General features: G+C 68.6%; 20 protein-coding genes and 2 tRNA genes. 10 read left to right on the top strand and 12 right to left on the bottom strand.

Translation table 11 applies throughout. The features are described from left to right. Positions 1-9: 9 nt before the first annotated feature. The 5 genes from OMP43_RS07875 to OMP43_RS07855 form a co-directional block, all read right to left on the bottom strand. Entirely contained in the window at positions 10-1,089 is a 1,080-nt protein-coding gene (locus tag OMP43_RS07875) for an efflux RND transporter periplasmic adaptor subunit (RefSeq protein ID WP_280279162.1), read from the bottom strand. A 134-nt stretch (positions 1,090-1,223) separates the two neighbouring features. Further along, positions 1,224-1,922, bottom strand: coding sequence for a hypothetical protein (locus OMP43_RS07870; RefSeq protein WP_280279161.1), 699 nt, complete (start codon positions 1,920-1,922; stop codon positions 1,224-1,226). A 475-nt stretch (positions 1,923-2,397) separates the two neighbouring features. After that, a complete protein-coding gene (locus OMP43_RS07865; protein WP_280279160.1) occupies positions 2,398-4,743 on the bottom strand; it encodes a TonB-dependent receptor in 2,346 nt (781 codons plus the stop codon). Beyond that, positions 4,703-5,635, bottom strand: a complete 933-nt coding sequence (locus tag OMP43_RS07860) for a FecR domain-containing protein (RefSeq protein WP_280279159.1) — start codon at positions 5,633-5,635, stop codon at positions 4,703-4,705. The genes OMP43_RS07865 and OMP43_RS07860 overlap by 41 nt, the downstream gene beginning before the upstream one ends. Before the next feature lie 74 nt (positions 5,636-5,709). Further along, the gene (locus tag OMP43_RS07855; protein WP_280279158.1) at positions 5,710-6,297 is read right to left on the bottom strand and encodes an RNA polymerase sigma factor; all 588 of its coding nucleotides are present in this window, start codon (positions 6,295-6,297) and stop codon (positions 5,710-5,712) included. Positions 6,298-6,429: 132 nt separating this feature from the next. Between OMP43_RS07855 and OMP43_RS07850 the strand changes: the two genes are divergently transcribed. After that, entirely contained in the window at positions 6,430-7,596 is a 1,167-nt protein-coding gene (locus OMP43_RS07850; RefSeq protein ID WP_280279157.1) for a glycosyltransferase, read from the top strand. Between the two features lie 15 nt (positions 7,597-7,611). On the opposite strand, the gene rtcR is transcribed toward OMP43_RS07850, so the two are convergent. Next, a complete protein-coding gene (gene rtcR, locus OMP43_RS07845; protein WP_280279156.1) occupies positions 7,612-9,207 on the bottom strand; it encodes an RNA repair transcriptional activator RtcR in 1,596 nt (531 codons plus the stop codon). A 261-nt stretch (positions 9,208-9,468) separates the two neighbouring features. On the opposite strand from rtcR, the gene OMP43_RS07840 reads away from it, so the two are divergent. The 6 genes from OMP43_RS07840 to rtcA all read left to right on the top strand — a co-directional run bounded on the left by OMP43_RS07840 (position 9,469) and on the right by rtcA (position 15,116). Beyond that, positions 9,469-9,546 (top strand) — tRNA-Pro (locus OMP43_RS07840). Between the two features lie 17 nt (positions 9,547-9,563). Continuing rightward, the gene (locus OMP43_RS07835) at positions 9,564-11,114 is read left to right on the top strand and encodes an RNA-binding protein (RefSeq protein ID WP_280279155.1); all 1,551 of its coding nucleotides are present in this window, start codon (positions 9,564-9,566) and stop codon (positions 11,112-11,114) included. Positions 11,115-11,592: 478 nt separating this feature from the next. Continuing rightward, a complete protein-coding gene (locus tag OMP43_RS07830; RefSeq protein ID WP_280279154.1) occupies positions 11,593-12,819 on the top strand; it encodes an RtcB family protein in 1,227 nt (408 codons plus the stop codon). A 55-nt stretch (positions 12,820-12,874) separates the two neighbouring features. Beyond that, a complete protein-coding gene (locus OMP43_RS07825; RefSeq protein WP_280279153.1) occupies positions 12,875-13,282 on the top strand; it encodes a hypothetical protein in 408 nt (135 codons plus the stop codon). Next, complete coding sequence (locus tag OMP43_RS07820; RefSeq protein WP_280279152.1) at positions 13,279-14,079, top strand: nucleotidyltransferase domain-containing protein; 801 nt, start codon at positions 13,279-13,281, stop codon at positions 14,077-14,079. Before OMP43_RS07825 ends, OMP43_RS07820 begins: the two co-directional genes overlap by 4 nt. Beyond that, positions 14,076-15,116 (top strand): RNA 3'-terminal phosphate cyclase, encoded by a 1,041-nt coding sequence (rtcA, locus tag OMP43_RS07815; protein WP_280279151.1) that lies wholly within the window; start codon positions 14,076-14,078, stop codon positions 15,114-15,116. The genes OMP43_RS07820 and rtcA overlap by 4 nt, the downstream gene beginning before the upstream one ends. 171 nt (positions 15,117-15,287) lie before the next feature. Here rtcA and OMP43_RS07810 read toward each other — a convergent pair. From OMP43_RS07810 to OMP43_RS07785, 6 genes are all read right to left on the bottom strand, one after another. Continuing rightward, a tRNA-Lys gene (locus tag OMP43_RS07810) sits at positions 15,288-15,363 on the bottom strand. Positions 15,364-15,464: 101 nt separating this feature from the next. Beyond that, a complete protein-coding gene (rodA, locus tag OMP43_RS07805) occupies positions 15,465-16,601 on the bottom strand; it encodes a rod shape-determining protein RodA (protein ID WP_280279150.1) in 1,137 nt (378 codons plus the stop codon). Continuing rightward, the gene (gene mrdA / locus OMP43_RS07800) at positions 16,601-18,634 is read right to left on the bottom strand and encodes a penicillin-binding protein 2 (RefSeq protein ID WP_280279149.1); all 2,034 of its coding nucleotides are present in this window, start codon (positions 18,632-18,634) and stop codon (positions 16,601-16,603) included. The genes rodA and mrdA overlap by 1 nt, the downstream gene beginning before the upstream one ends. After that, complete coding sequence (gene mreD, locus OMP43_RS07795; RefSeq protein WP_345851622.1) at positions 18,634-19,140, bottom strand: rod shape-determining protein MreD; 507 nt, start codon at positions 19,138-19,140, stop codon at positions 18,634-18,636. The genes mrdA and mreD overlap by 1 nt, the downstream gene beginning before the upstream one ends. 2 nt (positions 19,141-19,142) lie before the next feature. Further along, complete coding sequence (gene mreC, locus OMP43_RS07790; protein WP_280279148.1) at positions 19,143-20,048, bottom strand: rod shape-determining protein MreC; 906 nt, start codon at positions 20,046-20,048, stop codon at positions 19,143-19,145. Between the two features lie 15 nt (positions 20,049-20,063). Next, positions 20,064-21,104: a rod shape-determining protein gene (locus OMP43_RS07785; protein ID WP_086129461.1), complete on the bottom strand. Its 1,041-nt coding sequence runs from the start codon at positions 21,102-21,104 to the stop codon at positions 20,064-20,066. Between the two features lie 152 nt (positions 21,105-21,256). On the opposite strand from OMP43_RS07785, the gene mutL reads away from it, so the two are divergent. The 3 genes from mutL to OMP43_RS07770 are packed head-to-tail and all read left to right on the top strand — an operon-like array spanning position 21,257 to position 23,974. Then, a complete protein-coding gene (gene mutL / locus OMP43_RS07780) occupies positions 21,257-23,059 on the top strand; it encodes a DNA mismatch repair endonuclease MutL (RefSeq protein ID WP_280279147.1) in 1,803 nt (600 codons plus the stop codon). 14 nt (positions 23,060-23,073) lie between these two features. Then, on the top strand, positions 23,074-23,493 hold the full coding sequence (locus OMP43_RS07775) for a hypothetical protein (protein ID WP_280279146.1): 420 nt from the start codon (positions 23,074-23,076) through the stop codon (positions 23,491-23,493). Between the two features lies 1 nt (position 23,494). Further along, the gene (locus OMP43_RS07770) at positions 23,495-23,974 is read left to right on the top strand and encodes a hypothetical protein (RefSeq protein ID WP_280279145.1); all 480 of its coding nucleotides are present in this window, start codon (positions 23,495-23,497) and stop codon (positions 23,972-23,974) included. Positions 23,975-24,075 lie beyond the last annotated feature (101 nt).

Here is a 24,075-nt window from a genome sequence, read left to right as displayed (position 1 = left end):
GCGGGACCCTCACTTCGCGCCGAATTCGGTGCCGAACAGCTCGGCGGCACCGGCGGTCACGGCCTGGTCGCCGGGCTTGAGGCCCATGGCGAGCATGGCTCTGTCTCCGCGGATTCCGGCAAGCTGGACGCGCCGGCGCTCGAACGTGCGCGGGGCGGTTCGAACATAGACCCATTCGCCGCCATAGGCGTCGTGCAGGATTGCTGATGCGGCGACGCTGAGGCCGGGCGCGGCATCGCCCGCCGCCGGCAGCTCGACGGCGACGCGCTGGCCGACGCCGAGCGCGCGGGTATTCGGGATCGCGTAATAGAGATCGATGCTGCCCGCGGTGACGTTGGAAGAGGGCGGCGCGGCCACCGGGCGCCCCGACAGGGCTCCGGCCATTCCACCCAGCGGCCGGATCATGGCGGGCGCGCCGCGATCGACACGGGTCAGGTCGGCGGCGAGCACCGGCACGCGCACCCACAGGATGTTCTGGCGCCCAAGCGAAGCGACCGGCGCGCCGAGCAGGTGGCGCTGGGCGCGGGCGGCTGCCAGATCGGCCCGGGCGACTGCGGCGGCGGCGAGCGCGTCGTCGCGCGCCTTGATGCTTCCGGCCTCCTCCCGGACCAGGGCTTCGGCACGCTGCGCATTGACCTGCGCCACGCGCGCCTGTGCCGCGGCACGGGCGATATCGCCATCGGCGCGGGCCTGATTGGCGGCGAGCGTCATCAGGTCGGTCGTGGCGGTGATCGGAACGCCTCCGCTCGCGGCGGGGGGAACGACCACCTCGCCGTGCGTCGCCACCCGGTCCTGCGCCTGGTCGGGGGAGGCGGCGGCAACGGCAATGCCCAGCCGGCGCTCCGCCTCCGGCGTCAGCGTTATCCGCATGAGCTCGGATTCATGCGCTACGGGGTCGACCTTCGCCGGCTTGATGGCACCCTGGGGAGCGCCAGGGCCGCCACAGGCGGAGAGGGCCAGCAGGGCCGGGCACGACGCGAAGCCGTGCAGGGCGATCCGCAGCATGCCGCCGCGCCGCCGGAAATGGCGGAATCGCGCAAGGCATCTCCGCCCACCGGCCGGCGCCTGGAGCGCGAGTTCGAGAAGCATCCGCAACCCTCCACATGGAATCCGTGGCCGGGGTCTAGCGGGCGGCAGCTTCGCGGATTTCCGCCGGAACTATACGAGATGCGAAGGTTGCCGCGGGCACAGAGCGATGCTCCGGCCGGGCGATCGAACGGACTTCAGGCCGAAGTCCGGGCGGCGGGCAGGAACGTCGCGATCGACGTGATCGCCCCCACGGCGAGATGGGTGACCAGCGTCAGCGCCGCGACCAGCATGGTGGCGGCCGCGAGGCCGGATCCCGGCCCCAGCAGCGCGAGGACCAGCGGCGCCAGCAGCGCGTCGCGGGCTGGCACCAGCGGCAAGCGATGGACCATCATGCGCAGCGTCGCCACCGCGATGAGGATCATCGGCGAAAGGCCGGGGAGCAGCAGCTTCCAGAGCAAGGCCGTGAATATCAGGCCCAGCACGATCCGGAGGCTGTGCAGGCCGAAAGTGACGATCAGATCGCGCCGCGAAAGCGTGAGCAGCGAGACGAAGCGCCGCATCACCAATATCCCCAGCGAGGAGAGAATGATGACGGCGACGGATGCGGCGAAGCTGTTGAGCAGCGTGCCGCCGGCGACCGCGTAGAGCAGCGGGGCATTGATCGCCATCATCGCGAGCGTGGCGAGATTGCCGGCCAGCGCGGAAAGGACGGCGACGTCGCGCAGCGTGCCGAAGGCGGAGCCCTTGAGCGGCTGATGCTGCCGCGCCCAGAGATAGAATTGCGCGTCGCCCGAATAGCCGAAGACGATCTCGTTCGCGACCTGCTTGCGGAACAGGGCCGGGAAGGCATCCGCGCGCAGCTTCCACAGCCGGCGGAGGATCAGCCACTCCATCGCGGGGCCCAGCGCATAGAAGAGCGCGAAGCACAGCCAGAACCAGGGATTGGCCGGCGCGGATGCGACGCTCGGCCTCTTCGGCGTCGAGGCCGAGGAACTCCCCTTCGCCCGCCGTCATCCGGCTCGCCTTCACGCGATCCTGCCAGGAAGCATGCTCGGCCTCGTCCCGATGGCTATAGCCATGGAGGAACATCTCCACCCCGTCTTCGGCCCAGCCGCGCAGGCGGGCGGCGAAGGGGGAGCCCGGCCGGATCTCCGCCTCGCGCCAGAAGTCCGGCACCACGAGCAGGGCCGGGCGCTGCACGCCCACCGATGCGAGCTCGCCGAAGAGCCGATCGATCGCCGGCTCGTGCCGCGGCGACACGTCGTGGATCGAGGCCAGGAGCCTGCGGGGCGATGCTGTTCCGGGTCGGGTCACATGGGCAAGACGCCGCCGCCGGCCAATGCCGCAGCCATGACGCGATTTTTTTCGTCAGAAGCTGCGCGAGAGGGAAAGCGAGAAGGTGCGCGGCCGAAGCGGCGTGTACTGATGTTCGCTGCGGATCGAGAAGGGGTTGCCATAGGCGAAGCTGTCCGCGCGCGCGTCGAGCGCATTGTCGAGGTCGAGCGCCAGGGTGAAGGGGCCGATCATGGTCGTGACGCCGATGCGGGCCAGCGCATAGTCGCCCATGCCGCGATCCAGGCCGTCGTCGAAGCTCAGCCGCGAAGCTCCGACATAGTTGAGCGCGGCATAGGGCGTTACCTCGTGCCCGAACAGGCGGAGGGCGCGCGCTATGGTGAAGTCGCCGGCAAGGTCGGGGACGACGGGCAGGCGGCGATCCCTGGGCAGGCGGGTGCCGTCCGCCGCATTGATCAGCCGCGGGCGCTGGATGGTGAAGCCGCCGCGCAATTGCCAGCCGCCGCCCGGCCGCCAGGACGCGCTTCCCTCCACCCCGAATATCATCGCGTCGCCGGCATTGTGCGTGGCGACCAGGCCCGCGGTCTCGAGATAGTCCGACTGGATATTGTGCCAGCCGACATGAAAACCGGCAAAGGCGAGGTCCAGCCGGCCGCCGTCGAAACTCGCCCGTCCGCCGGCTTCGATGCTGCGGACGGAATCCCCGACGTAGCGGCCGGTCCGGCTGTTGCTGGGATCGATGCCGCCCGGCCGGTACGCGGTGCCGAGCCGGACATAGAGAAGGCGATCGTCCGCGAGCTGATAGGAAAGCGAGGCGCTGGGAGTAAAGCCGATCACCGCGTGGTTCACCTTGCGCGCGTCGAGTTCCTCCTGGCGCTCGTCCTCGGTCGTGGCGCGGAACAGGCGCATGCCGATCGCCAGCTTCAGGCGCGCGGTGAGCGGATAGGCGCCGTCGGCGAACAGCGATGTCTCGGTAACGCGGCGATGCAGGACGAAATAATCGGGTACGGTGCCGGTCGCCGTTTCCACCGTGCCCGTCGCGCGCGTCACCGCCGAGATATAGGAGACGCCTGCCGTCCAGGTGAAGGCGCTGCCGGGCGCCGAGGCCAGCCGCACCTCCTGGTCGAGGACGCGATAGGTACGGCCATCGCGATAGCGCAGCGCGCCGGGCACGCCCAGCTGCACGGCCGCGGTGCTGGCATCGAACACGTCATGCTGGTCCTGCCAGGCATGGCTGGTGACCGCGGTGAGCCGCAATGCGCCGATCGGGCCGGCGATGATTCCCTGTGCCAGCCCGAAAGCGCCCTGGCGCGGCTCCCGCTGGGAGATGTTGCGGGTCAGGTCCTCATAGTCGCGATCGACATATTGGCTGTCGGCCGTCCGGCTCAACTGATAGGCGCCGATCAGATCGGCGGTCCATCCGGTCGCCGGCGCGACCCGGAGCGCGGCGCGCCCGCCGGCGATGCGGGTGCGATTCACGTCCGACGGGCCGTTGGCGTCGTCGACCCAGCCGGCGTCGCTGCGCGCATAGCCCACCAGGCGCAGCGCCGCGCGGTCGCTGACGAGCGGCAGGTTGAGCATCGCCTCGGCGCTCGCGCCCACGCCGCCCGATCCCACCTTCTGCGTGCCGAGGGTCGCCGCCGCCGATGTGGAGCCGATCACCGGCCGGTTGGTCACGATGCGATAGACGCCGCCGAGCGCGCCGGTGCCGTAGAGCGGCCCCTGCGGGCCCTTCAGGACTTCGACCCGGGCGATGTCGGTGAGATAGAGGCCGGGCTCGGCCGCGTCATAGGTGACTCGGCCCTCGTCGATCTGAACGCTCACCGTGGACTGGCTGAAGCCGTTGAAGGGGCTGTCCGCGAGACCACGGATGAAGGGCCTTTCGCGGCCGAGCCCGCCATTGGCCACGTTCAGCCCCTCGATGGTGCGGGCGACGTCGCTGGCGCGGGTCGCGCGGTCCCGCCGCGTGGGGTCGCGGGGCACATAGACCGCGATCGCCCCGGCGATCGATGACAGGGCCTCGGGTAGCTTTCGCGCGGTGACCACGATCTCTTCATCGAGCGTGGCGGCGCCCATGGGCTCCAACGGGGCCGGCGGCGCGACCCGGCGCGGGGGGCGGGGGCGTGCGGCGATCCGGAAGGCCCTGGGGCCGATCCGCACCGCATGGACTGGCGTGCCCTGCAATATGCGGTCGAGCGCTTCGCGCACGGACATGCGCCCGCGCGCCGCGCGCGTGGGCCCGGCGGGCAGGCGGACGTCATAGACGAACGACACGCCGGTCTGGGCCGAAAGCGCCTCCAGAATATCGGCAGGGTTGCCGGCGGGCAGGGAAATCGCGAAACGTTCGTCCCGCGCCTGGGCGGGCGGCGGCACCAGTACGCTAGCTGCCAGTACGATCGACCAGCCGGACCGTCTGACCATCGCTGTCCGCATGCAGCCCCGTCAATTGGGTGAGGGTGGAAACCATTGCCTGTCGGTCGCCGGGCGCGAGCACGCCCGAGAAGGAGCGCTGGGCAGCGGAGCCGGATACCGAAACGGGCTGCCCCGTGTAGCGGGCGATATCGGCGGCGACCAGTGCGAGCGGCGTCTGATCATAGACGAAACGTCCGCTCCGCCACGAAGCGATGCCGGTCATGCGAGCCGGGCGCAGCATCACCCTGCCGGCCTGGGCGATCGCCTCCTGGCCGGCCGCGACCAGCGTTTCCGAGGTCTGCCCGGGCAATTGGAGCGCGACCTTGCCCTCCTCGACGGAGAGGCTCAGCACGCCATCGGCGGAGTTGATCGCGAAGCGGGTGCCCACGTCGCGGATGCGATAGCCATCCACCTCGACGACGACGCTGCGCGTGGGATCGTGGCGGATGTTGAAGAAGGCGCTGCCGCTCAGCCGCATCGGGCCGCCCGCTTCGGGCTCCGAGAGTCGCGAGCCGGCGCCGAGCGTGGCGGTGACGTCATGGGCAAGCCGCACGGTGCGCGTCGCCTTGGGCGCGCTGGCGAATTCCCGCGCGGCCGGCGCATCCGGCTGCTCGTCGCGGATGCCGATGCCGATGGCGAGGGTGACCGCCGCCGCGACGGCGATGCCCGAGCCGATCGCCCAGCGCGGGAAGCTGCGCGCGGGCATCTCCGGTGTTCCCATGCCGGCGGAGGGAATCGGAAGCGTCGCGTCGATCCGCGCGTCGAGCAGCGCGATCTCGTCATAGGCGAGGCGGTGGCGCGGATCGGCCTCCAGCCAGGTGGTGAAGCCCCGCCACTTCATGTCGTCATGCTGTTGCGCGCAATGCCAGCGCGCTGCCGCCTCGTGGATATCCTCGTTCATCGCCCGATTCCCGGCACCGGTTCGAGCCGATGCCTCCCTGTTGTCGCATAAGACGCCACCATAACGGTGGCACCTCAGTTCTCCAGCGCGCGGCGCAGATGCGTCATCGCGACGGCGATGTGCTTTTCGACGCCGCTGCGGCTGATGCCCAGCCGCGCCGCCACTTCGGCATGGGGCAGCCCTTCGAGCTTGTGGAGGCGAAACGCGCGGCCCGCGCCCTCCGGCAGGTTCGCGATCGCCGCGTGCAGCGCCGCGCTGTCCTCCTGGGCGATCAGGGCATCGAGCACCCGGGGCTGCGGATCGACGCGGTCGCCGCCGATCGTCTCGGCCTGGCTATCGCTCCAGTCCTTGTCGCGCGTCTCGCGGCGGCGTGCCTCGCGGACGCGGTCGAGCACGAGATTCTGGGCGGCGCGGTAGAGATAGGCGCGGCCATTCGCGATCGGGCCGGGCGGGGTGTCGCGGGTGCGCAGCCACAGCTCCTGGAGCAGGTCCTCGGCCTCGACCGGATTGCCGGTACGCGCGACGAGGAAGCGCAGCAGTTCGCCGCGCAGTTCCTCGTAAAGCTGCGTGAGCCCGGAAGCAGGAGAATGGATCGGTCGACTCCTTCCGATCGCGGCATTTGCCCCATGTCCTCTTGCCGGGCAAGCGGAGACGGAAGACAAAAAATTTCACGGTCTACTGCGGTGCAGCGTAACCGGCGGCGTCCTTGCTCCAGTAATGGAGAAACGAGCGGAATTCATGCCTGTTCTGCGGCAGCCAGGCCCTGATCGCGTCGGTGACGGAGCCGGTGCGAGATGAGGATCGTCGATGTCAGCGCCTTTTACGCCCCCCTGGGCGGGGGCGTGCGGTCTTATGTCGATCGGAAGCTCGCGGCCGCGGCGGCGCTGGGCCATGAGGTCATCGTGCTGGCCCCCGGCAAGCACGATGCCGTGATCCGGCGCGGTGCCGGCGCGGTATTGGAGACGCTGGCGTCCCCGCCATTTCCGCTCGATCGGCGCTATCGCTACTTCGACAACGAAAAGACCCTGCACCGCGCGCTGGATCGCTGGCGTCCCGATTTCGTCGAGGCGTCGTCGCCCTGGAGCAGCGCGTCGATGGTGGCGCGCTGGGACGGGGCCGCGCCGCGCGCGCTGGTCATGCACGCCGATCCGCTGTCCGCCTATGCCTATCGCTGGTTCGGACCGGTCGCGAGCATCGAGACGATCGATCGCGGGTTCGACTTCTTCTGGCGGCATCTCCGTCGCCTGGGCACGGCCTATGACCTGGTGGTCAGCGCCAGCGGGGAATTCGCGGCGCGGCTGAGCGCGGGCGGGATGCCCGGCGTTGTCACCATCCCGATGGGCGTCGAGCCCGGGATCTTCGCGCCCTGGCATCGGGATGCCCAATATCGTGCCGCGCTGCTCGCCGAATGCGATCTCGATCCTTCCGCGACGCTGTTGCTGGGAGTCGGCCGCCACGCGGCGGAGAAGCGCTGGGGCATGGTGATCGACGCGGCGCTTTCCGCGGGCACATTGCATCCGATCGCGCTGCTGCTGGTGGGCGAGGGGCGGTTGCGGGGCCGGCTGGTGGCGCGCGCGGGGGGCTCCCCCCATATCCGGATCCCGGGGCCGGTCGCCGATCGGGCGGCGCTCGCGCGCCTGATGGCGAGCGCGGATGCGCTGGTCCATGGTTGCGAGGCCGAGACCTTCTGCATGGCCGCGGCCGAGGCGCGGGCGAGCGGACTGCCGGTGATCGTGCCCGATCGCGGGGGCGCCGCCGACCATGCCGATCGCGCGCCGAGCCGGCGATATCGCGCGGGGGACGTCCAGTCGCTCCGCGACGCCATTCTCGGCTTCGTTGCGGATCGCTCCGCCATCGTGCCCCGCGCGCTGGACGAGGCGCCGCGAACGATGGACATGCATTTCGCCGAGCTGTTCCAGGCCTATGCTACGCTGCGCTCGAGGGTCAGCCGCGCGGCCTGAGCGGCGCGGACCTGCTTACCCGGACGACGCGCTCGCCCAGTCCAGCCCGAAGCGCGCGAGATATTTGCGCAGCCGATCGGCATCGTTCGCCGATGTCCTGCGCGCGCGCGATGCCGCGAAGAGCGTGCGCCCGGCTTCGGAGAGGGACCGGCTCTTCCGGCAGATCCGGATGGCTTCGGCAAGCTGCACCCGATCGAAAAGGTCGATGCCGGCCAGAATGTCGGGCGCGAGAATTTCCGCCAGCAGGTCCGCGCCCTCGTCGCCCTGGCCGGACCAGAGCCGCTTCAGGCGCTGAATCTCCGCCTCGACGCACTCCATGTCGATCCGGCCCGTGGGGCTGAGCGTCGCCATCCGGGTGATGCTGGCCGCGAGGTCGCGGAAATTGCCGGGCCAATGGGCATCCGGGCCGGTCGCGAACGCCACATAGCGTTGCCGCGCCTCCTTGTTGAAGCTGGCGCGGCTGCCCTCGCGCTCGGCGAAGCGATCCAGCTCATAGTCGAGATTGGGCTCGATGTCCTCGCGCCGCTCGGCCAGGCCGGGCAATTGGAAGGTCCACAGGTTCAGGCGCGCATAGAGATCGTCGCGAAACCCGCCGGTGGCCACGGCCTCGCCCAGACTGCGATTGGTGCCGGCGATCAGCTGGAACTCCGACGCCGCTTCCTTGTCCGAGCCGACGGGCAGGAAGCGCTTGTCCTCGATCGCCCGCAGGATCATCGCCTGCTCGTCCAGCCCGAGCTCGCCGATCTCGTCGAGGAACAGCATGCCCTTGTCGGCGGCGCGCAGCAGCCCGGGCCGATCGGCGACCGCGCCGGTGAAGGCGCCCTTGCGGTGGCCGAACAAGGCCGACATCGCCCCGTCGCCCTTCAGCGTCGCGCAATTCACTTCGACGAAGGTGCCGGCGATCTGGTGCTTGAGCCGCTTCAGCTCGTAGATGCGCCGCGCGAGCTGGCTCTTGCCCGCTCCCGTGGGCCCCATCAGCAGGATCGGTGCCTTGGAGCGCAGCGCCACGCGCTCGATCTCGTCGATCATCCGGTTGAAGGCAGTGTTCCGGGTCTCGATGCCGGACTTGAGGAACGAGGTGCCTTCCTCGGCGGCGGCGGCGAAGCGCGTGGCGATGCTGTCATAGCGTGACAGATCGAGGTCGATCACGTTCCACTGCCCCGCCGCGTCTCCCGGCGTGCCGCGCCGCGGCTGGGTCTGGATCAGGCGGCCGGGCAGGTAGCGCGCCTCCGTCAGCAGGAAGAGGCAGATCTGCGCGACATGGGTGCCGGTGGTGATGTGGATCAGATAGTCCTCGGCATCGGGATCAAGGGGCTCGGCCCGGGCGAAGTCGAGCAACTTGCCGTACACCTGCTCGAAATCCCATGGATCGCCGAAATCGAGCAGGCGCATTTCGACGCGGGTCTCGGGAGAGACCGACGCGATGTCCTCGGCGACATATTCGGCCAGCCGGCGGTGCAGCGAGCCGTGCAGCAGGATGAAGCGATCGACGCGCAGGTCCTCGTGCATGGCGAGCGCGACCGAGGGGCGCCACTTGTTCCAGCGCGACGGGCCGAACTTGCTCGCATCGAGCGTGGAGCCAAGGAATCCGATCACGGTGATGGGCTTCATCATTATCCCATAGGATAAATAACGATCCCTTGCGATAGAAAAATGCTGGATCGCACGATGACGATGAAATCCCGGATCCAGCGATTTCAGAAATAAAATTACGTAATAACAATGTCTTGTTATTTTCTAGTCTGCCGTTCGAAGAAACTGGCACGTCCGCTGCAATGCTTGTGGCGTCGAACGGGGAGTTGTCGAACCTCCCGGTCCGGCAGCGGAAACGCGGGGCGGCCGGAATGGGCTGGCCGCCCCCGGGAAATTTCACAGGGCGTAGCTCAGGCTGCGCAGAGCGCCCGCCTTGGGAGCGGGAGGTCGCAGGTTCGAGTCCTGCCGCCCTGACCATGTTGAGGAGTTGGACGATGGCCAACAAGGGACTGTTCGCTTCGGCGATCGCAAGGCTGATGCCCGTGGCGGACACGGTAAACCGCGAGGGCGCGCCGGCCTATGCCTATGGGCCCGAGCACAAGCTTGCCCAGCTGGCCGCGACCGGCACGCTGGCCGACACTTTCTATGGCGGAGCCGAGGCGCAGCTGGCCGATGTGCTGGCGGCGGCCCAGGCCTGCGACCCGGCCTTCGTGGCGCAGGCGGCGGTCTATGCCCGCCGGTCCGGCGCGATGAAGGACATGCCGGCGCTGCTGGCGGCCTATCTCACGGTGGCGGAGCCCGATCTGGCGATCCCGGTGTTCGACCGGGTGATCGACAATGGGCGGATGCTGCGCAACTTCGTGCAGATCCTGCGCTCGGGGCAGGTGGGGCGCACCTCGCTTGGCTCGCGGCCGAAGCGACTGGTCCAGCACTGGCTGGAGCGGGCGTCGATGCCGCAGCTGATGGCGGCGGCGACCGGCAAGGATCCGAGCCTGGCGGACGTGGTGCGCATGGTGCACCCCAAGCCCGCCGATGCGGGCCGGCGCGCTTTCTATGGCTGGCTGATCGGGCGTCCTTATGACGTGGCCGCTTTGCCCGCCGAGGTCGCGGCGTTCGAGGCGTGGAAGGCCGATCGGTCGCTCCCGCTGCCGCCGGTGCCGTTCGAGTGGCTGACCGCCTTTTCGCTGACCGCGGAAGACTGGGCGGTGCTGGCGACCCGGATCGGGTGGCAGGCGCTGCGGATGAACCTCAACACGCTGGCGCGCAACGGCACGTTCGACGTGAAGGGAGTCACCGAGGCGGTGGCCGCGCGGCTCTCGGATGCGGAGGCGATCGCGAAGGTGCGACCGATGCCGTACCAGCTGATGGTGGCGCTGGACCAGGCGCGCGCGAGCGTGCCGCTCAAGGTCCAGGCGGCGCTGGAGGATGCGCTCGAGCAGTCGCTCGTCCGCGTGCCGAAGGTGCCGGGCCATGTGGTCGTCTGCCCCGATGTGTCGGGATCGATGTCTTCGCCGGTGACGGGCTATCGCAAGGGGGCTTCCTCGGCGGTGCGCTGCATCGATGTCGCGGCCCTGGTCGCGGCGGCGATGCTGCGGACCAACCGCGATACCCAGGTGGTGCCGTTCGAGAACCACGTCGTGGGCGTGAGGCTCGATCCGCGTGCGCGGCTCGCCGTGAATGCGGCGAAGCTGGCGGCGATCGGCGGGGGCGGGACCAATGTCTCGGCGCCGCTGGCGACGCTCAACGCGATGCGTGCCGCCGTCGACCTGGTGGTGATCGTCTCGGACAACCAGTCCTGGGTGGACTCCACCAAAGGCGGGGCGACCGCGACGCTGCGCGAGTGGAACGAGATCAAGCGCCGCAACCCGGCCGCCAAGCTCGTCTGCATCGACATCCAGCCCTACGGCACCGGCCAGGCGCCGCAGGGGCGGGCGGACATTCTCAATGTCGGGGGCTTCTCCGACGCGGTGTTCGACACCATCGCGCGCTTCGTCTCGGGCGACACGCGCGACTGGGTGGGCATCGTCAAGCAGGTGGAGATCTGAAGAACAGGGCCGTGGCGAATGCTGGTGGGATTACATCGCGCCAAACTAGGTCAGGATAATGCGCTTCAGCACCCGCAAGGGACTGAAGAGATGCGGGTTCGAGCCCCGCCTGGCGAAGGTAGCATAACGACCGATCTCACCGATCTCGTCGCCACGGCCCAACATCAACATCACGGCGAATGCCGGGCAAGGACTACATTGGTAATGCGGGTGTCGCGGGTTCAAATCCCGCCTGTCCCTTTCGGGGGACAGTAGCTCAGCGGATAGAGCACCGGCCCTTCGGGGCAGTCTTTCCCAATCCTCGTCGCCGTGACCGAATTCATGCTGGCGAATGCCGGCGGGACTACAGGGTAGAGCACCCGCAGCGATGCGGGAGGTCGGCGGTTCAATTCCGCCTCCGGGCAACCGGATAGCTCAGTAAAAAACGTCTCGTCACTGCTCGTCGCCGGCACCATGATCGCGTTTGCAGGAGGTCGAAATGACCGAGACTTTGTACGATTTCCAGCACGTCGAAGGCGGCGTGCCGATCAAGATGTGGACCCGCGGCGTGCCCGTGGAAGATGGCGCGCGCGCGCAGTTGGCGCGGGCGGCGCAGATGCCGTTCGTGTTCAAGCATGTGGCGGCGATGCCCGACGTCCATGTCGGTATCGGCGCGACCGTGGGCTCGGTGATCCCGACCAAGGGCGCGGTGATCCCGGCGGCGGTGGGCGTCGACATCGGCTGCGGCATGATGGCGGCGCGCACCTCGCTGGTGGCGAGCGACCTGCCCGACAATCTGGAGGGCGTCCGCAGTGCCATCGAGCAGGCGGTGCCGCATGGCCGCTCGGTCGGCCGCGGCAAGCGTGACCAGGGCAGCTGGGGCGATCCGCCCGCGGCGATCGTCGAGGCTTGGGCCACGCTGGCGCAGCGCTTCGAGCGGATCACGGAGAAGTATCCGCGGCTCAAGAACACCAATCACCTGGTGCATCTGGGGACGCTGGGCACGGGCAACCACTTCATCGAGCTGTGCCTGGATCAGGAGCAGCGCGTGTGGGTGATGCTCCATTCGGGGTCGCGCGGCGTGGGCAATGCGATCGGCACGTTCTTCATCGAACTGGCCAAGCAGGACATGCGCAAGTGGCACATCAACCTGCCCGATCAGGACCTGGCCTATTTCCCGGAAGGGACCGACCATTTCGACGACTATGTCGAGGCGGTCGGCTGGGCCCAGGACTTCGCGGCGCTCAATCGGCGGACGATGATGACCAACGTCATCCGTGCGCTGCGCGGGCAGATCGCCAAGCCGTTCGATGCGGAGATGGAGGCAGTCAATTGCCACCATAATTACGTCCAGCGTGAGAATCACTTCGGTGAGAATGTGCTGGTCACCCGCAAGGGCGCGGTCCGCGCGGCCAAGGGCGCGCTGGGGATCATCCCCGGCTCGATGGGCGCCAAGTCGTTCATCGTGCGCGGCCTGGGCAATGCGGAATCGTTCGACAGCTGTAGCCACGGCGCGGGGCGCATCATGTCCCGCACCGCGGCCAAGAAGCTGGTGAGCCTCGACGAGCATATCCGCGACACCGCGGGCGTCGAGTGCCGCAAGGACGAAGGCGTGATCGATGAAACGCCGAAGGCGTACAAGCCGATCGAGGCCGTGATGGCGGCGCAGGCCGACCTGGTCGAGATCGTCCATACGCTCAAGCAGGTGGTGTGCGTGAAGGGCTAAAAGCTCTCGTCAGCCTTTGGCGCACACCGCCATTTCCCCGGACTTGGAACCCATGATGCGAAAGTCCCTGCACTGCGCCGCGTGCGGCGCCCGGCTCAGCGCGCCGCTGGAGATCCTTTCGGGAAAGGATCCGGCGGTACCCGAGCCGGATTTCGAGAATGGCAAGCCGCTGACGGCGCGCGGGATCGGCTTCAAGTCGTACGAGCCGACACCTGTGTTCGGGGACTGCGTGCAACCGGGTTTCACGCCGCAATATTGGCTGAACCCGGAAGATCTCACCGCGGCGGTACGCCTGACCCGCAATCGAAACCGGCTGGGCGGCTGTTGCGGCCTCGCCGGTATCGACGGGCCCAACCAGATGTGCCGATGCGGCGCGGAGATCGGGACCTTGCGCACCGATTGCTGGTCGCCGCGCCTGTTTATTCCCGAACCGACGAAAACCACCTGGATCGACGAACCATGACTGCCCTCGACACATGCAATGCCATCCCTCCCGCCGTCCGGCAGGAGATTGAGACCCGGCTCGACGCGATCGAGGCGACGCATGGCGTGCGCCTGCTGCTCGCGATCGAGTCCGGCTCGCGGGCCTGGGGCTTTCCCTCGCCCGACAGCGATTACGATGTGCGCTTCCTCTATGTGCGCCCGCGCGACTGGTATCTGTCGCTCGCGCCGGGGCGCGACGTGATCGAGACGCCGATCGAGGACGAGATCGACCTGAACGGCTGGGACGTGCGCAAGGCGCTCGGCCTGCTGCTCAAGTCGAACGCCGTGGTGAGCGAATGGATGCTCTCGCCGATCCGCTACCGGACCGACGACCCCTGCATCGCCCGGCTCGCCGAACTGGCGGACGATCTGCTCGATCCGCGGGCGATCGCCTATCATTATGCGCGCTCGGGCAAGCTGGCGGCGGACCGCTGGCTAGACGGCGCGGGGGACGTGCCGGTGAAGAAATATTTCTACGCCCTGCGTCCCGCGCTGGCGATCCGCGCGATCCGGCTGAACCCGGATGCCCGCCCGCCGATGAACCTGCAGGCGCTGGTCGCTGCCAGCGATCTGCCGGCCGTGCTGGTCGAGCAGGTCGAGGCGCTGGTCGAGGCCAAGGCACGCACCAACGAGCGCGCCAACGGCACCCGCCTGCCCGAGATCGACGCGCTGATCCGCGGCGAGCTCGGGCGCGCGGGCGAACTGCCCGCGCGCAAGCTGCGCGACCGCTTCGTCGATCGCGCCAACCAACTTTTTCTCGAACTGGTGAATACATGATCATCATTGACGGATCGGAAGGCGAAGGCGGCGGCCAGATCGTGCGCAATTCCTGCGCACTGTCGCTCGTCACCGGGCAGCCCTTCCGCATCATCAATACTCGCGGCAAGCGCGAGAAGCCCGGGCTGATGCGCCAGCACGTCACCGCGATCGAGGCGGCGTGCGCGATCGGCGGCGCGACTTGCGAGGGCGTGGCGGTCGGTGCCTCCGACTTCAGCTTCACGCCGGGCCGCGTCGCGCCGGGCGAATATCATTTCGCGGTGGGCACCGCGGGCAGCACTGGGCTGGTCCTGCAGACGGTGCTGATGCCTTTGCTCCTCGCCGGCGGCCCCTCGCGGCTGGTCCTCGAGGGGGGCACTCACAACATGCTGGCGCCGCCGTTCGACTTCGTGGCGAAGGCGTTCGCGCCCGTGGTGCGGCGTATGGGCGCGGGGATCGAGATGCGGCTGGTGCGCCACGGTTTCTACCCGCGCGGCGGCGGCCGGATCGAGGTCGATCTCATCCCGCGCGCGCTGGCTCCGATCCACTGCCTCGATCGCGGCGCGCTGCTGTCGGTGACCGGTACGGCATTGTTCGCGGCGTTGCCGCACGGCATCGCGGAGCGCGAACTCGCCACCGCGCGCAAGCTGCTGCCGGACTGGCCCGAACGGTCCTTCGCGGTTCGCGAGCTTCCTGACGCGCAGGGGCCGGGCAATGCGTTGCTGCTCGAGGCGGTCTTCGAGCATGCGACGGAGATCGTCACCGGCTTCGGCCGGCTGGGCGTATCGGCGGAGGCGCTTGCCAAGACCGCGGCGCATCGCATGGCCGGGTTTCTGGAATCGCGGGCGTTCGCCGGGCCGTATCTGGCCGATCAGCTATTGCTGCCTTTCGCGATTGCGGAGGGAGGAAGCTTCACGACGGTCAAGCCGAGCCAGCACGCGCGGACCGCGGCGGATGTGATCGCGCGCTTCACCGGGCAGCGCTGGGGGTTCGAGCAGCAGCCGGACGGCTGCCATCTGGTACGGCGCGTGTCGGGCGATGCGGTTCGCGACAGGTGACCGGGGAGCGGCCGCGCGGGCCCGGGAAATGCGCGGCCGGGGCTGGTTGGCGGCGGGCGCCTGACATCGCAGGCCGGAGCCGTCAGGCAGCTTCGCATGCCGGCTGCTGCCTTCGATATCGGTCTGGAGAATGATCGCCGCTCGCGATGGGCGTCAAAGCACTGAGGAAAATGGTGGACGCACTAGGGCTCGAACCTAGGACCCGCTGATTAAGAGTCAGCTGCTCTACCAACTGAGCTATGCGTCCATTCCGGCTTGTTTCGGCGCCCTTGGTGGGTGCGCCTCCGCAGTGGAGGAGCGCCTTTAGCGGCGCGCTTCGCGGCTTGTAAACCCCCAATCACAAAAAAATCACCAGCGCTGCACGCGGCGGCTCTGGCGGTCGATCGAGAGCAGGATTCCGAAGCAGATCATGAACGTCATCACGGCCGTGCCGCCGAAGCTGATCAGCGGCAGCGGCACGCCCACCACCGGCGCCAGGCCCATCACCATCGCCATGTTGATCGCGCAGTAGAAGAAGATCGTGGCGGAGAGCCCCGCCGCCGTCAGCCGGGCGAAGCGGCTCTGCGCGCGCATGCTCACGCCGATCCCCCAGCGGATCAGGATGCCGAAGCCGACGATCAGGAAGAAGCCGCCCATCAGCCCCCATTCCTCCATCATCGTCGCCAGCGCGAAATCGGTATGCCCCTCGGGCAGATAGTCGAGATGGCTCTGGGTGCCCTGCAGGAAGCCCTTGCCGAACACCCCGCCCGATCCGATCGCCACCTTGGACTGGCTGATGTGATAGCCGGTGCCCAGCGGATCGCTCTCGGGATCGAGGAAGATCAGCACGCGGTTGCGCTGATAGTCGTGCAGGACGAAGTTCACCGCCAGCGGCGCCGCCACCGCCAGCGCCAGCGCGCCGCCGATGAACAGCCGCAGCGGGATGCCGGCCAGGAACATCACCGTCACGCCGCCCGCGGTGATCATCAGCGCGGTGCCGAGATCGGGCTGGAGCATGACCAGGCCGGCCGGAATGCCGATCAGCACGCCGGCGGGCCAGATCGCCCCGAACTTCCGGATCTCGCCCGCGGGCAATATCTCGTAGAAACGCGCCATCGCCATCACGATCACCGGCTTCATCAGCTCGGAAGGCTGCAGTCGGATAAAGCCCAGGTCGAGCCATCGCTGGCTGCCGCCCGCCACCGCGCCCAGCAGCTCCACGCCGACCAGCATCACCACGATGACGATGTACATGGGGAAGGCGCCCAGCGCCCAGAAGCTCTCCGGCACGCGCGACAGGCCGATGGCCATGGCGAGGAAGACGAAGAAGCGCAGCCCCTGGTTGAACGCCCAGGGCGTCATGCTGCCGCTCGCGGCCGAATAGAGCACGACCAGCCCGAACATGCCGATCGCCACCACCAGCCCGATGATCCGCCAGGGCAGCTGCGCGAGCGGCCCGGGAACGATGCCGGAGGGGCCGAGGCCCGAGGATTGGAGCGTGGCCATCAGTCTGCCTCCACGCTGCCGCGTTCGGCCGCGCTGCTGTCGATCGTGTTGCTGGTCGTGGCGTTGGCGGCTTCGGACGCGACGGTGCTCGCCGCCTCGGCCGCATCCTCGGGCGCCTCCGGCGGCGGCGCGCTCTGGGCCGCCTTGAAGGCCCGCGCCTGCTCGGCCATCCGGGTGCGATAGTCGCCGCCCCAGGTCGGCTCCTCGCGGTGCAGCGATTCCATCGCGAGCTTCCGGTCGAACAGGAAGGTCATGATGTCGCGGCCGATCATCGGCGTGTCGAGATTGCGGACGGTGTGGCCGTTATGCTCGAGCACGATGCCGGCGGCATATTTCGGATTGTCCGCCGGGGCGAAGCAGACGAGCAGTGCGTGGTCGCGCAGCTTGAACGGCAGCGAGGCGTTCTTGAGCACGCCGGATGCGCGCTCCGCCATGGTGATGCGGCGGACCTGCGCGGTGCCGGTCTTGCCGGCCAGGGTGACCCCGGGAACCTGGATCCGCGCGGCGCCGCCGGTGCCGCCCGAATTGATCACGCCGAACATCGCGTCGCGGATGATCGCCAGCTGCTCGGGCGTGGAGGCGAGGGGCGGGGCATCCTGGTGCGGAGCATCCGCGAGCAGCCGCGGAATGAGCTGGCGCCCGGACGCCAGCCGGCTCGCCATCACCGCCAGCTGCAGCGGATTGGCGAGCACATAGCCCTGGCCGATCGAGGCGTTGAGCGAATCGGCGACGGTCCATTGCTGCTTGTAGCGCTTCAGCTTCCAGGCGCTGTCGGGCACGGTGCCGAAGCGCTGGGTGGTGAAGGGCAGGTCGAACTTCTGGCCAAGGCCGAGCGCGCGCGCCATCGGAGCCACCGCGTCATAGCCGACGCGGCGGACCATCTCGTAGAAATAGATGTCGCAGCTCTGCATGATGGCATGCTTGAGGTCGAGCGCGCCATGCCCCCCGCGCTTGTGGCAGTGGAACACGCCGTTGCCCACGCGCAGCGCGCCCGAGCAGACCACCCGGGCATTGGGATCGACGCCCGCGTGCAACAGCGCCAGCCCGTTCATCGGCTTCACCGTGGAGCCCGGCGGATAGAGGCCCTGCAGCACCTTGTTCATCAAGGGCACATGGTCGTCCTCGCTCAGCATCTTCCATTCGTTGCGGCTGATGCCGTCGGAGAAGCTGTTGGGATCATAAGCGGGCATCGAGACCATGGCGAGGATGTCGCCATTGCTCACGTCGATCACCACGGCCGAGCCGGAATTGGTGCCCAGCCGGCGCGCGACATATTCCTGGAGCAGCGCGTCGATGGTGAGCTTCACCGTCTCGCCCGGCTGGTCGGGCCGGGTGGCGAGTTCCTTGACCAGCCGGCCATGCGCCGTGACCTCGACGCGCTTGGCGCCCGGAGTGCCGCGCAGGCGATCCTCCAGCGTCTTCTCCAGCCCGTCCTTGCCCAGCTTGAAGCCTGGAGCGACGAGCAGCGGGTCCTTTTCCTTCTGATACTGCTCGGCCGAAGCGGTGCCGACATAGCCGACGAGATGGGCGACACCGGCCGCGAGCGGATAGTTGCGCGAAAAGCCGCGGGTCGGCTGCACGCCGGGCATCTCCGGCACGCGCACGCTCACCGCGGCGAAGCGCTCCCAGTCGAGATTGTCCGAGACCTGCACCGGCTGGAAGCCCGCCGCCCGCTTCAGGTCGGTGCGGATGCGCGACATTTCTTCCTCGGAGAGGCTCAGGATCTGCTGGAGCATGCCCAGCGTCTTCTCCTTGTCCTCCATCCGGTCGGGGATCATGTCGACGCGGAACGCGGTGCGGTTGTTGGCGATCGGGATGCCGCTGCGGTCGACGATCCAGCCCCGCCGCGGCGGCGTGAGCGTGAGGCGCACCCGGTTGCTCTCGGCGGTCAGCCGGTAGCGCTCGTTCTCGAACACGGCGAGCCAGGTCATCCGCCCGGCCAGCACCAGCGCGGCCGCGCCCTGGATCCCGCCGAGCACCAGCGCGCGGCGGGAGAAACTATAAGCCTGCGCTGCTTCGGTGATCCGGGCCATTATTGTCGCTTCTTATCCCGATCGAGCCATGCGCAGAACCGGGCAACCACGGGAAACAGCGCCGCGGAGACGAGAATCTGGATGAGCAGCGCCGTGTCGACATGCGCCGTGAAGGGGACCGCGACTAGTCGCCCGCCGATCAGCACGAAGGCGATCGCGCCGCTGGCGATCAGCCAGTCCTGCCAGAAGTCGCGCCACACCAGCCGCGTATCGAGCACGTCCACCATCAGCACCGCCGCCGACCAGAGCAGCATCGCGCTGCCCAGGGGCTGGCCGCTCAGCATGTCGTCGAAGAAACCCAGCGGCACGGGCATCCACACCTTCATGGCATCGGCCCGCATCAGCCGCCAGGCGAGCAGCAGCAGCAGCCCGAAGGGCGGCAGGAACGGCACGGTCGCCACCACCGGCAACAGGGTCGTCATCGACCCCAGCATCACCGAGAGCGGCGCCAGCCAGATGCTGCGCGGCATCTTCTCGCTGCGACCGAGGGGGATATAGTCGGTCACCGCTATTTCTTCTCGGCCTTGGGCTTTGCGCTGGCCGAGGGGCGAGGGGACGGTGCCGGCGTGGGATCGGGCAGGAACGTCGCCTGGACGAGCGCGAAATCGAGCGCGTCGGGATTGGCCGAGGGCTGGGCCACCGCGATGTCGCGCGAGGTGCGGATCACCCGCGCGACGGGAATGTTCGGCGAGAAGATGCCGCCCGTGCCCGAGGTGACGAAGGTGTCGCCCGGCTGGAAGATCATCGTCGCCACGCTCGCCGAGCGCACGTCGAGCAGCCCGTCGCCGCGCCCGGTGGCGATCGCGGGCAGGCCGTCGCGGGTGCGGCGCACCGGGACGATGCTTTCCGGATCGACGATCAGGAGCACGCGCGCCGTATTGGGGCTGGTCTCCACCACCTGGCCGATCAGCCCGTCGGGCTGGCGCACGGGCTGCCCCGCCTTCACGCCCTGCCAGCCGCCCGCGTTGAGCGTGGCATAGCGCCGGGTGCTGCCCATCGAGCTCGCCACCAGCCGCGCCACCACCACGGCATCGGTGGAGACGTCGTGCAGCTTGAGCATCTCGCGCAGGTGCCGGTTCTCCTGGTTGAGCGTGCGCGCGCGCTCGACCAGCAGCTCGTTATCGGCGATCTGCTTCTTGAGCCGCGCATTCTCGCCGCGAACGTTCACATAGCTGGAGACGCCCTCGGGCACGCCCGCGACGCTGGTGCGCACCCAGGTGAAGGCGGAGGCGATGGGCGTGGTGATCTCGGAGAAGAAGCCACGCACCGCGCCAAAGGCCGGTGGATTGAATATCGAAAGCAGCAAGAGGCCCGCCGCGATCAGCATTCCGCCGACCAGCCCCACATAGCCGAGGAAGAGCCCGTATTGCGCCCGCCGCGAAAACCCCGGGCGCCGGTTGCGTGGCGGCGCCATACCCCTTTGCTCCGATTAGACCGAGATGAGGACGCCGCGGAACACCGGATCTTCCAGCGCACGCCCGGTGCCGAGCGCCACGCAGGTCAGCGGATCCTCGGCGATCGTGACCGGCAGGCCGGTCTCGTCGCGCAGCACTTCGTCGATCCCCTGCAGCAGCGCGCCGCCGCCGGTGAGCACGATGCCCTGGTCGACGATGTCCGCCGCCAGCTCCGGCGCGGTGTTCTCCAGCGCGATGCGCACGCCCTCGACGATCGTGCCGACCGGCTCCGACAACGCCTCGGCGATCTGGCCCTGGTTGATCTGGATTTCCTTGGGAACGCCGTTGACCAGGTCGCGGCCCTTGATGTGGATCGTCTGGCCGATGCCGTCCGCCGGCGGCTTGGCGACGCCGACTTCCTGCTTGATGCGCTCGGCCGTGGCTTCGCCGATCAGCAGATTGTGGTTGCGGCGCACATAGGAGACGATCGACTCGTCCATCTTGTCGCCGCCGACGCGCACGCTCGTGGAATAGGCGAGGCCGCGCAGGGAGAGCACCGCGACTTCGGTGGTGCCGCCGCCGATATCGACCACCATCGAGCCGATCGGCTCGGTCACCGGCATGTCGGCGCCGATCGCGGCCGCCATCGGCTCCTCGATCAGCCACACCTGCGATGCGCCGGCGTTCGACGCGGCGTCACGGATCGCGCGGCGCTCGACCGAGGTCGAGCCCGAGGGCACGCAGATCACGATCTGCGGCCAGCGCATGAAGCGCCGCTGGCCGTGCACCTTGCGGATGAAGTGCTTGATCATCTCCTCGGCGATGTCGATGTCGGCGATCACGCCGTCGCGCAGCGGGCGGATCGCCTCGATGCTGCCCGGGGTCTTGCCCATCATCAGCTTGGCGTCGTCGCCGACCGCCTTGACGCGCTTGACGCCGTTGAGCGTCTCGACCGCCACCACCGACGGTTCGTTGAGGACAACGCCGCGGCCGCGGAGGTACACCACCGTGTTCGCGGTGCCGAGGTCGATCGCCATGTCGTGGGACATGAAATTGAACAAGCGGGGAAATGCCATCTATGTTTCCGTCCTGCCAGGCGGGCGCCCGCCGCCGGCTAATCGCACAAAATATCTAGTCCGGGACCTTTCCGGGACGGACTGGAGAATCCGGCCTGGTTGCCATGCGGTTGGGGTCGCGGGATGCCGCCGCTTGGGCTAGAGCAACGACCATGTCAATACGCCGTCTGCCCGAACACCTTGTCAACCGAATTGCAGCGGGAGAAGTGGTCGAACGCCCCGCCAGCGCGCTGAAAGAACTGGTCGAAAACGCAATCGACGCCGGAGCCACCCGGATCGCCGTCAAACTGGCCGGCGGCGGCACCGACCTGATCGAGGTCACGGATGACGGCTGCGGCATGTCTCCGCCCGAAATGGCGCTCGCGCTGGAGCGCCACGCCACGTCCAAGCTCCCCGACGACGAGATCGACCAGGTCACGACCCTGGGCTTTCGCGGCGAGGCATTGCCCTCGATCGCCAGCGTGGCGCGGATGACGCTGGAGAGCCGGGTGCGCGGCGCCGAGGGCTGGAGCCGGGTGGTCGACAATGGCGCGCTCGTCTCCGAAGGCCCGGCGGCGCTTCCCCCGGGCACGCGCGTGCGAGTCGAGGCGCTGTTCGGCCGTGTGCCGGCGCGCCGCAAGTTCCTGCGCTCGCCGCGTGCGGAATATGCCGCCAGCCTCGACGTGATGAAGCGCCTCGCCATGGCGCGGCCCGATATCGCCTTCTCGGTGGAGCATGACGGCCGCCGGGCGCTGCAGGTGCAGGGCGGGGAGACCGGGCCGGAGCGGGTGGCCGGGCTCACCGATCGCGCGCTGGCCGAGAACAGCGTCGCGGTGGATTTCGAGCGCGAGGGGATCACGCTGGGCGGCGTTGCCGGCCTGCCGACCTTCAATCGCGGCGTGGCCGATCACCAATATCTGTTCGTCAACGGCCGCCCGGTGAAGGACCGGCTGCTCATCGGCGCGCTGCGCGGCGCCTATGCCGAGATGCTGGCGCGCGATCGCCATCCGGTGGTCGCCCTGTTCCTGGACGTGCCGCCCGACCAGGTCGATGTGAACGTCCATCCGGCCAAGACCGAGGTTCGCTTCCGCGATCCGGCGCTGGTGCGCGGGATGATCGTCTCGGGCCTGCGCCGCGCGCTGGACGACGCGGGCCATCGCAGCGCCCAGCGCCCGAGCGAGGCGGCTTTGGGGATGTGGACCAGCGAGACCAATGTGCCGGTGGCGCCTGCGCCGCAGCTATGGGATGCCGGACCCGGCCTCGCGCCGGCACCGCAGTACCACCCGGCGCCGACCTATAGTTACGCGAGCGTCCAGGATCGTCGCCCGAGCTTCTCGGCCCCGCCGCCGCTCGCGCGCGCCGAGCCGGCGGTCGAGCCCGTGCCGCAGAGCGTCCAGCATCCGCTCGGTGTGGCGCGTGGCCAGGTCGCCAGGACCTATATCGTCGCCGAGGCCGAGGACGGCCTGGTCCTGGTCGACCAGCATGCCGCGCATGAGCGGCTCGTGCTCGAGCGGATGCGCCGTGCCATGTCCGAGGGCGGCGTGGCGTCGCAGGGGTTGCTCGTCCCCGAAGTCGTGGAGCTGGACGAGCCCGGCTGCGACCGGCTGGAGGCCCGCGCCGCCGAGCTTTCCGAGTTCGGCCTGGATCTCGAGCGTTTCGGTCCGCGGGCGATGCTGGTCCGCGCGGTGCCGGCCGCGCTCGGCAAGGGCGACGTGCACGCGCTCGTCACCGATCTCGCCGACGAACTCGCCAGCTTCGACGAGGCGCTCAGTCTCAAGGAGAAGCTCGACCATGTCGCGGCGACCATGGCCTGCCATGGCTCGGTGCGGGCAGGGCGCGTGCTGTCGGTGGCCGAGATGAACGCGCTGCTCCGCGAGATGGAAGTCACGCCGCATTCGGGCCAGTGCAACCATGGCCGCCCGACCTGGGTGAAGCTGGCGCATGGCGATATCGAGAAACTGTTCGGGCGGAAGTGATGGCGCGAGACGCGATGCAGCGCGCCATCCTCGCATTGGCGCAGCCGGCCGAAGTGCAGCTTTCGCTGTTCCCCGATTTCGTCTGCAAGGCGGACGAGCTCGCGCTGGATTTCGAGGATGGCCTGTACGAGTTGGTCGGGCATGAGCATGAGGTCACCGCCGAACAGCGCGGGGCGATCGATGCGCTGGATGCGGTGCTCGTATCGATGAGCGGCCCTACCGGCTTCTGGACGGAGGAGGCGCTTCGGACGCATCCGACTTGGGAGCGGATCCGTGAACTGGCCAAGGCGGTTGCTGTCGCGTTCGGCTGGGAACTGCGCATCCCGCCGCCTTCGAACGCGTTCTATGTCGTGGCAGGTCCCGATAAGCGCCCGGCCGGCGACTGGGTAGCGCTTGTTCGCCGTCATATCGAGAAATTGTTCGGGCGGAAGTGAGATGATTCTCAGCACATTCGCCGCGATGATCCTGTCCCTTTGGTCGATCCATGGACCGGCGGCGGATGATCGATCCGGGGCGAAATGCCTGAAGGGGCTCGCCCCTGCATTGATCGCGGGCGCATTTTCGGGCTCGATCGACTGCGGGCGAGACCAGATCGCCGTCCGCAAGATCGGGAATATCCGGGCCGGCGGGCGCAGCTTCGCCATTTACGATTATCGTTACAAGTTGCGGCCCGTTTGCCCGGAGTGCGCCAGCCATGGGGGCCGGCGAATAATCGTCATGACGCATGGCCGTTACATCGGGCAATATGGCGTTCTCGACTATGGGGTGCGCGTGACGATCCGCGGCGGCAAGCTGATATTGTCGCCTGCCGTCGGCGACAGCTTTGCGGGTGCCGCTCCAGCGGCGGTCCGCTTCTCGACCGGTGGCCCGCCGAAGCGGATTTTCTTCGAAGAGCCGATCATTTTCTTCAGATAGGCTTGTTGTCCGGGGGCTGTGCCCGGTCAGCGGTCCCGCGCCAGCGCGCCTCCGACTGCCAGGCAGGAAATGGTGGCGAGCCAGCCCCGCCACGAGGCGAC

It is taken from the genome of Sphingomonas sp. CBMAI 2297, from assembly GCF_029870595.1.
Taxonomy (GTDB): domain Bacteria; phylum Pseudomonadota; class Alphaproteobacteria; order Sphingomonadales; family Sphingomonadaceae; genus Sphingomonas.
This window is presented reverse-complemented; position numbering and strand designations above follow the sequence as displayed.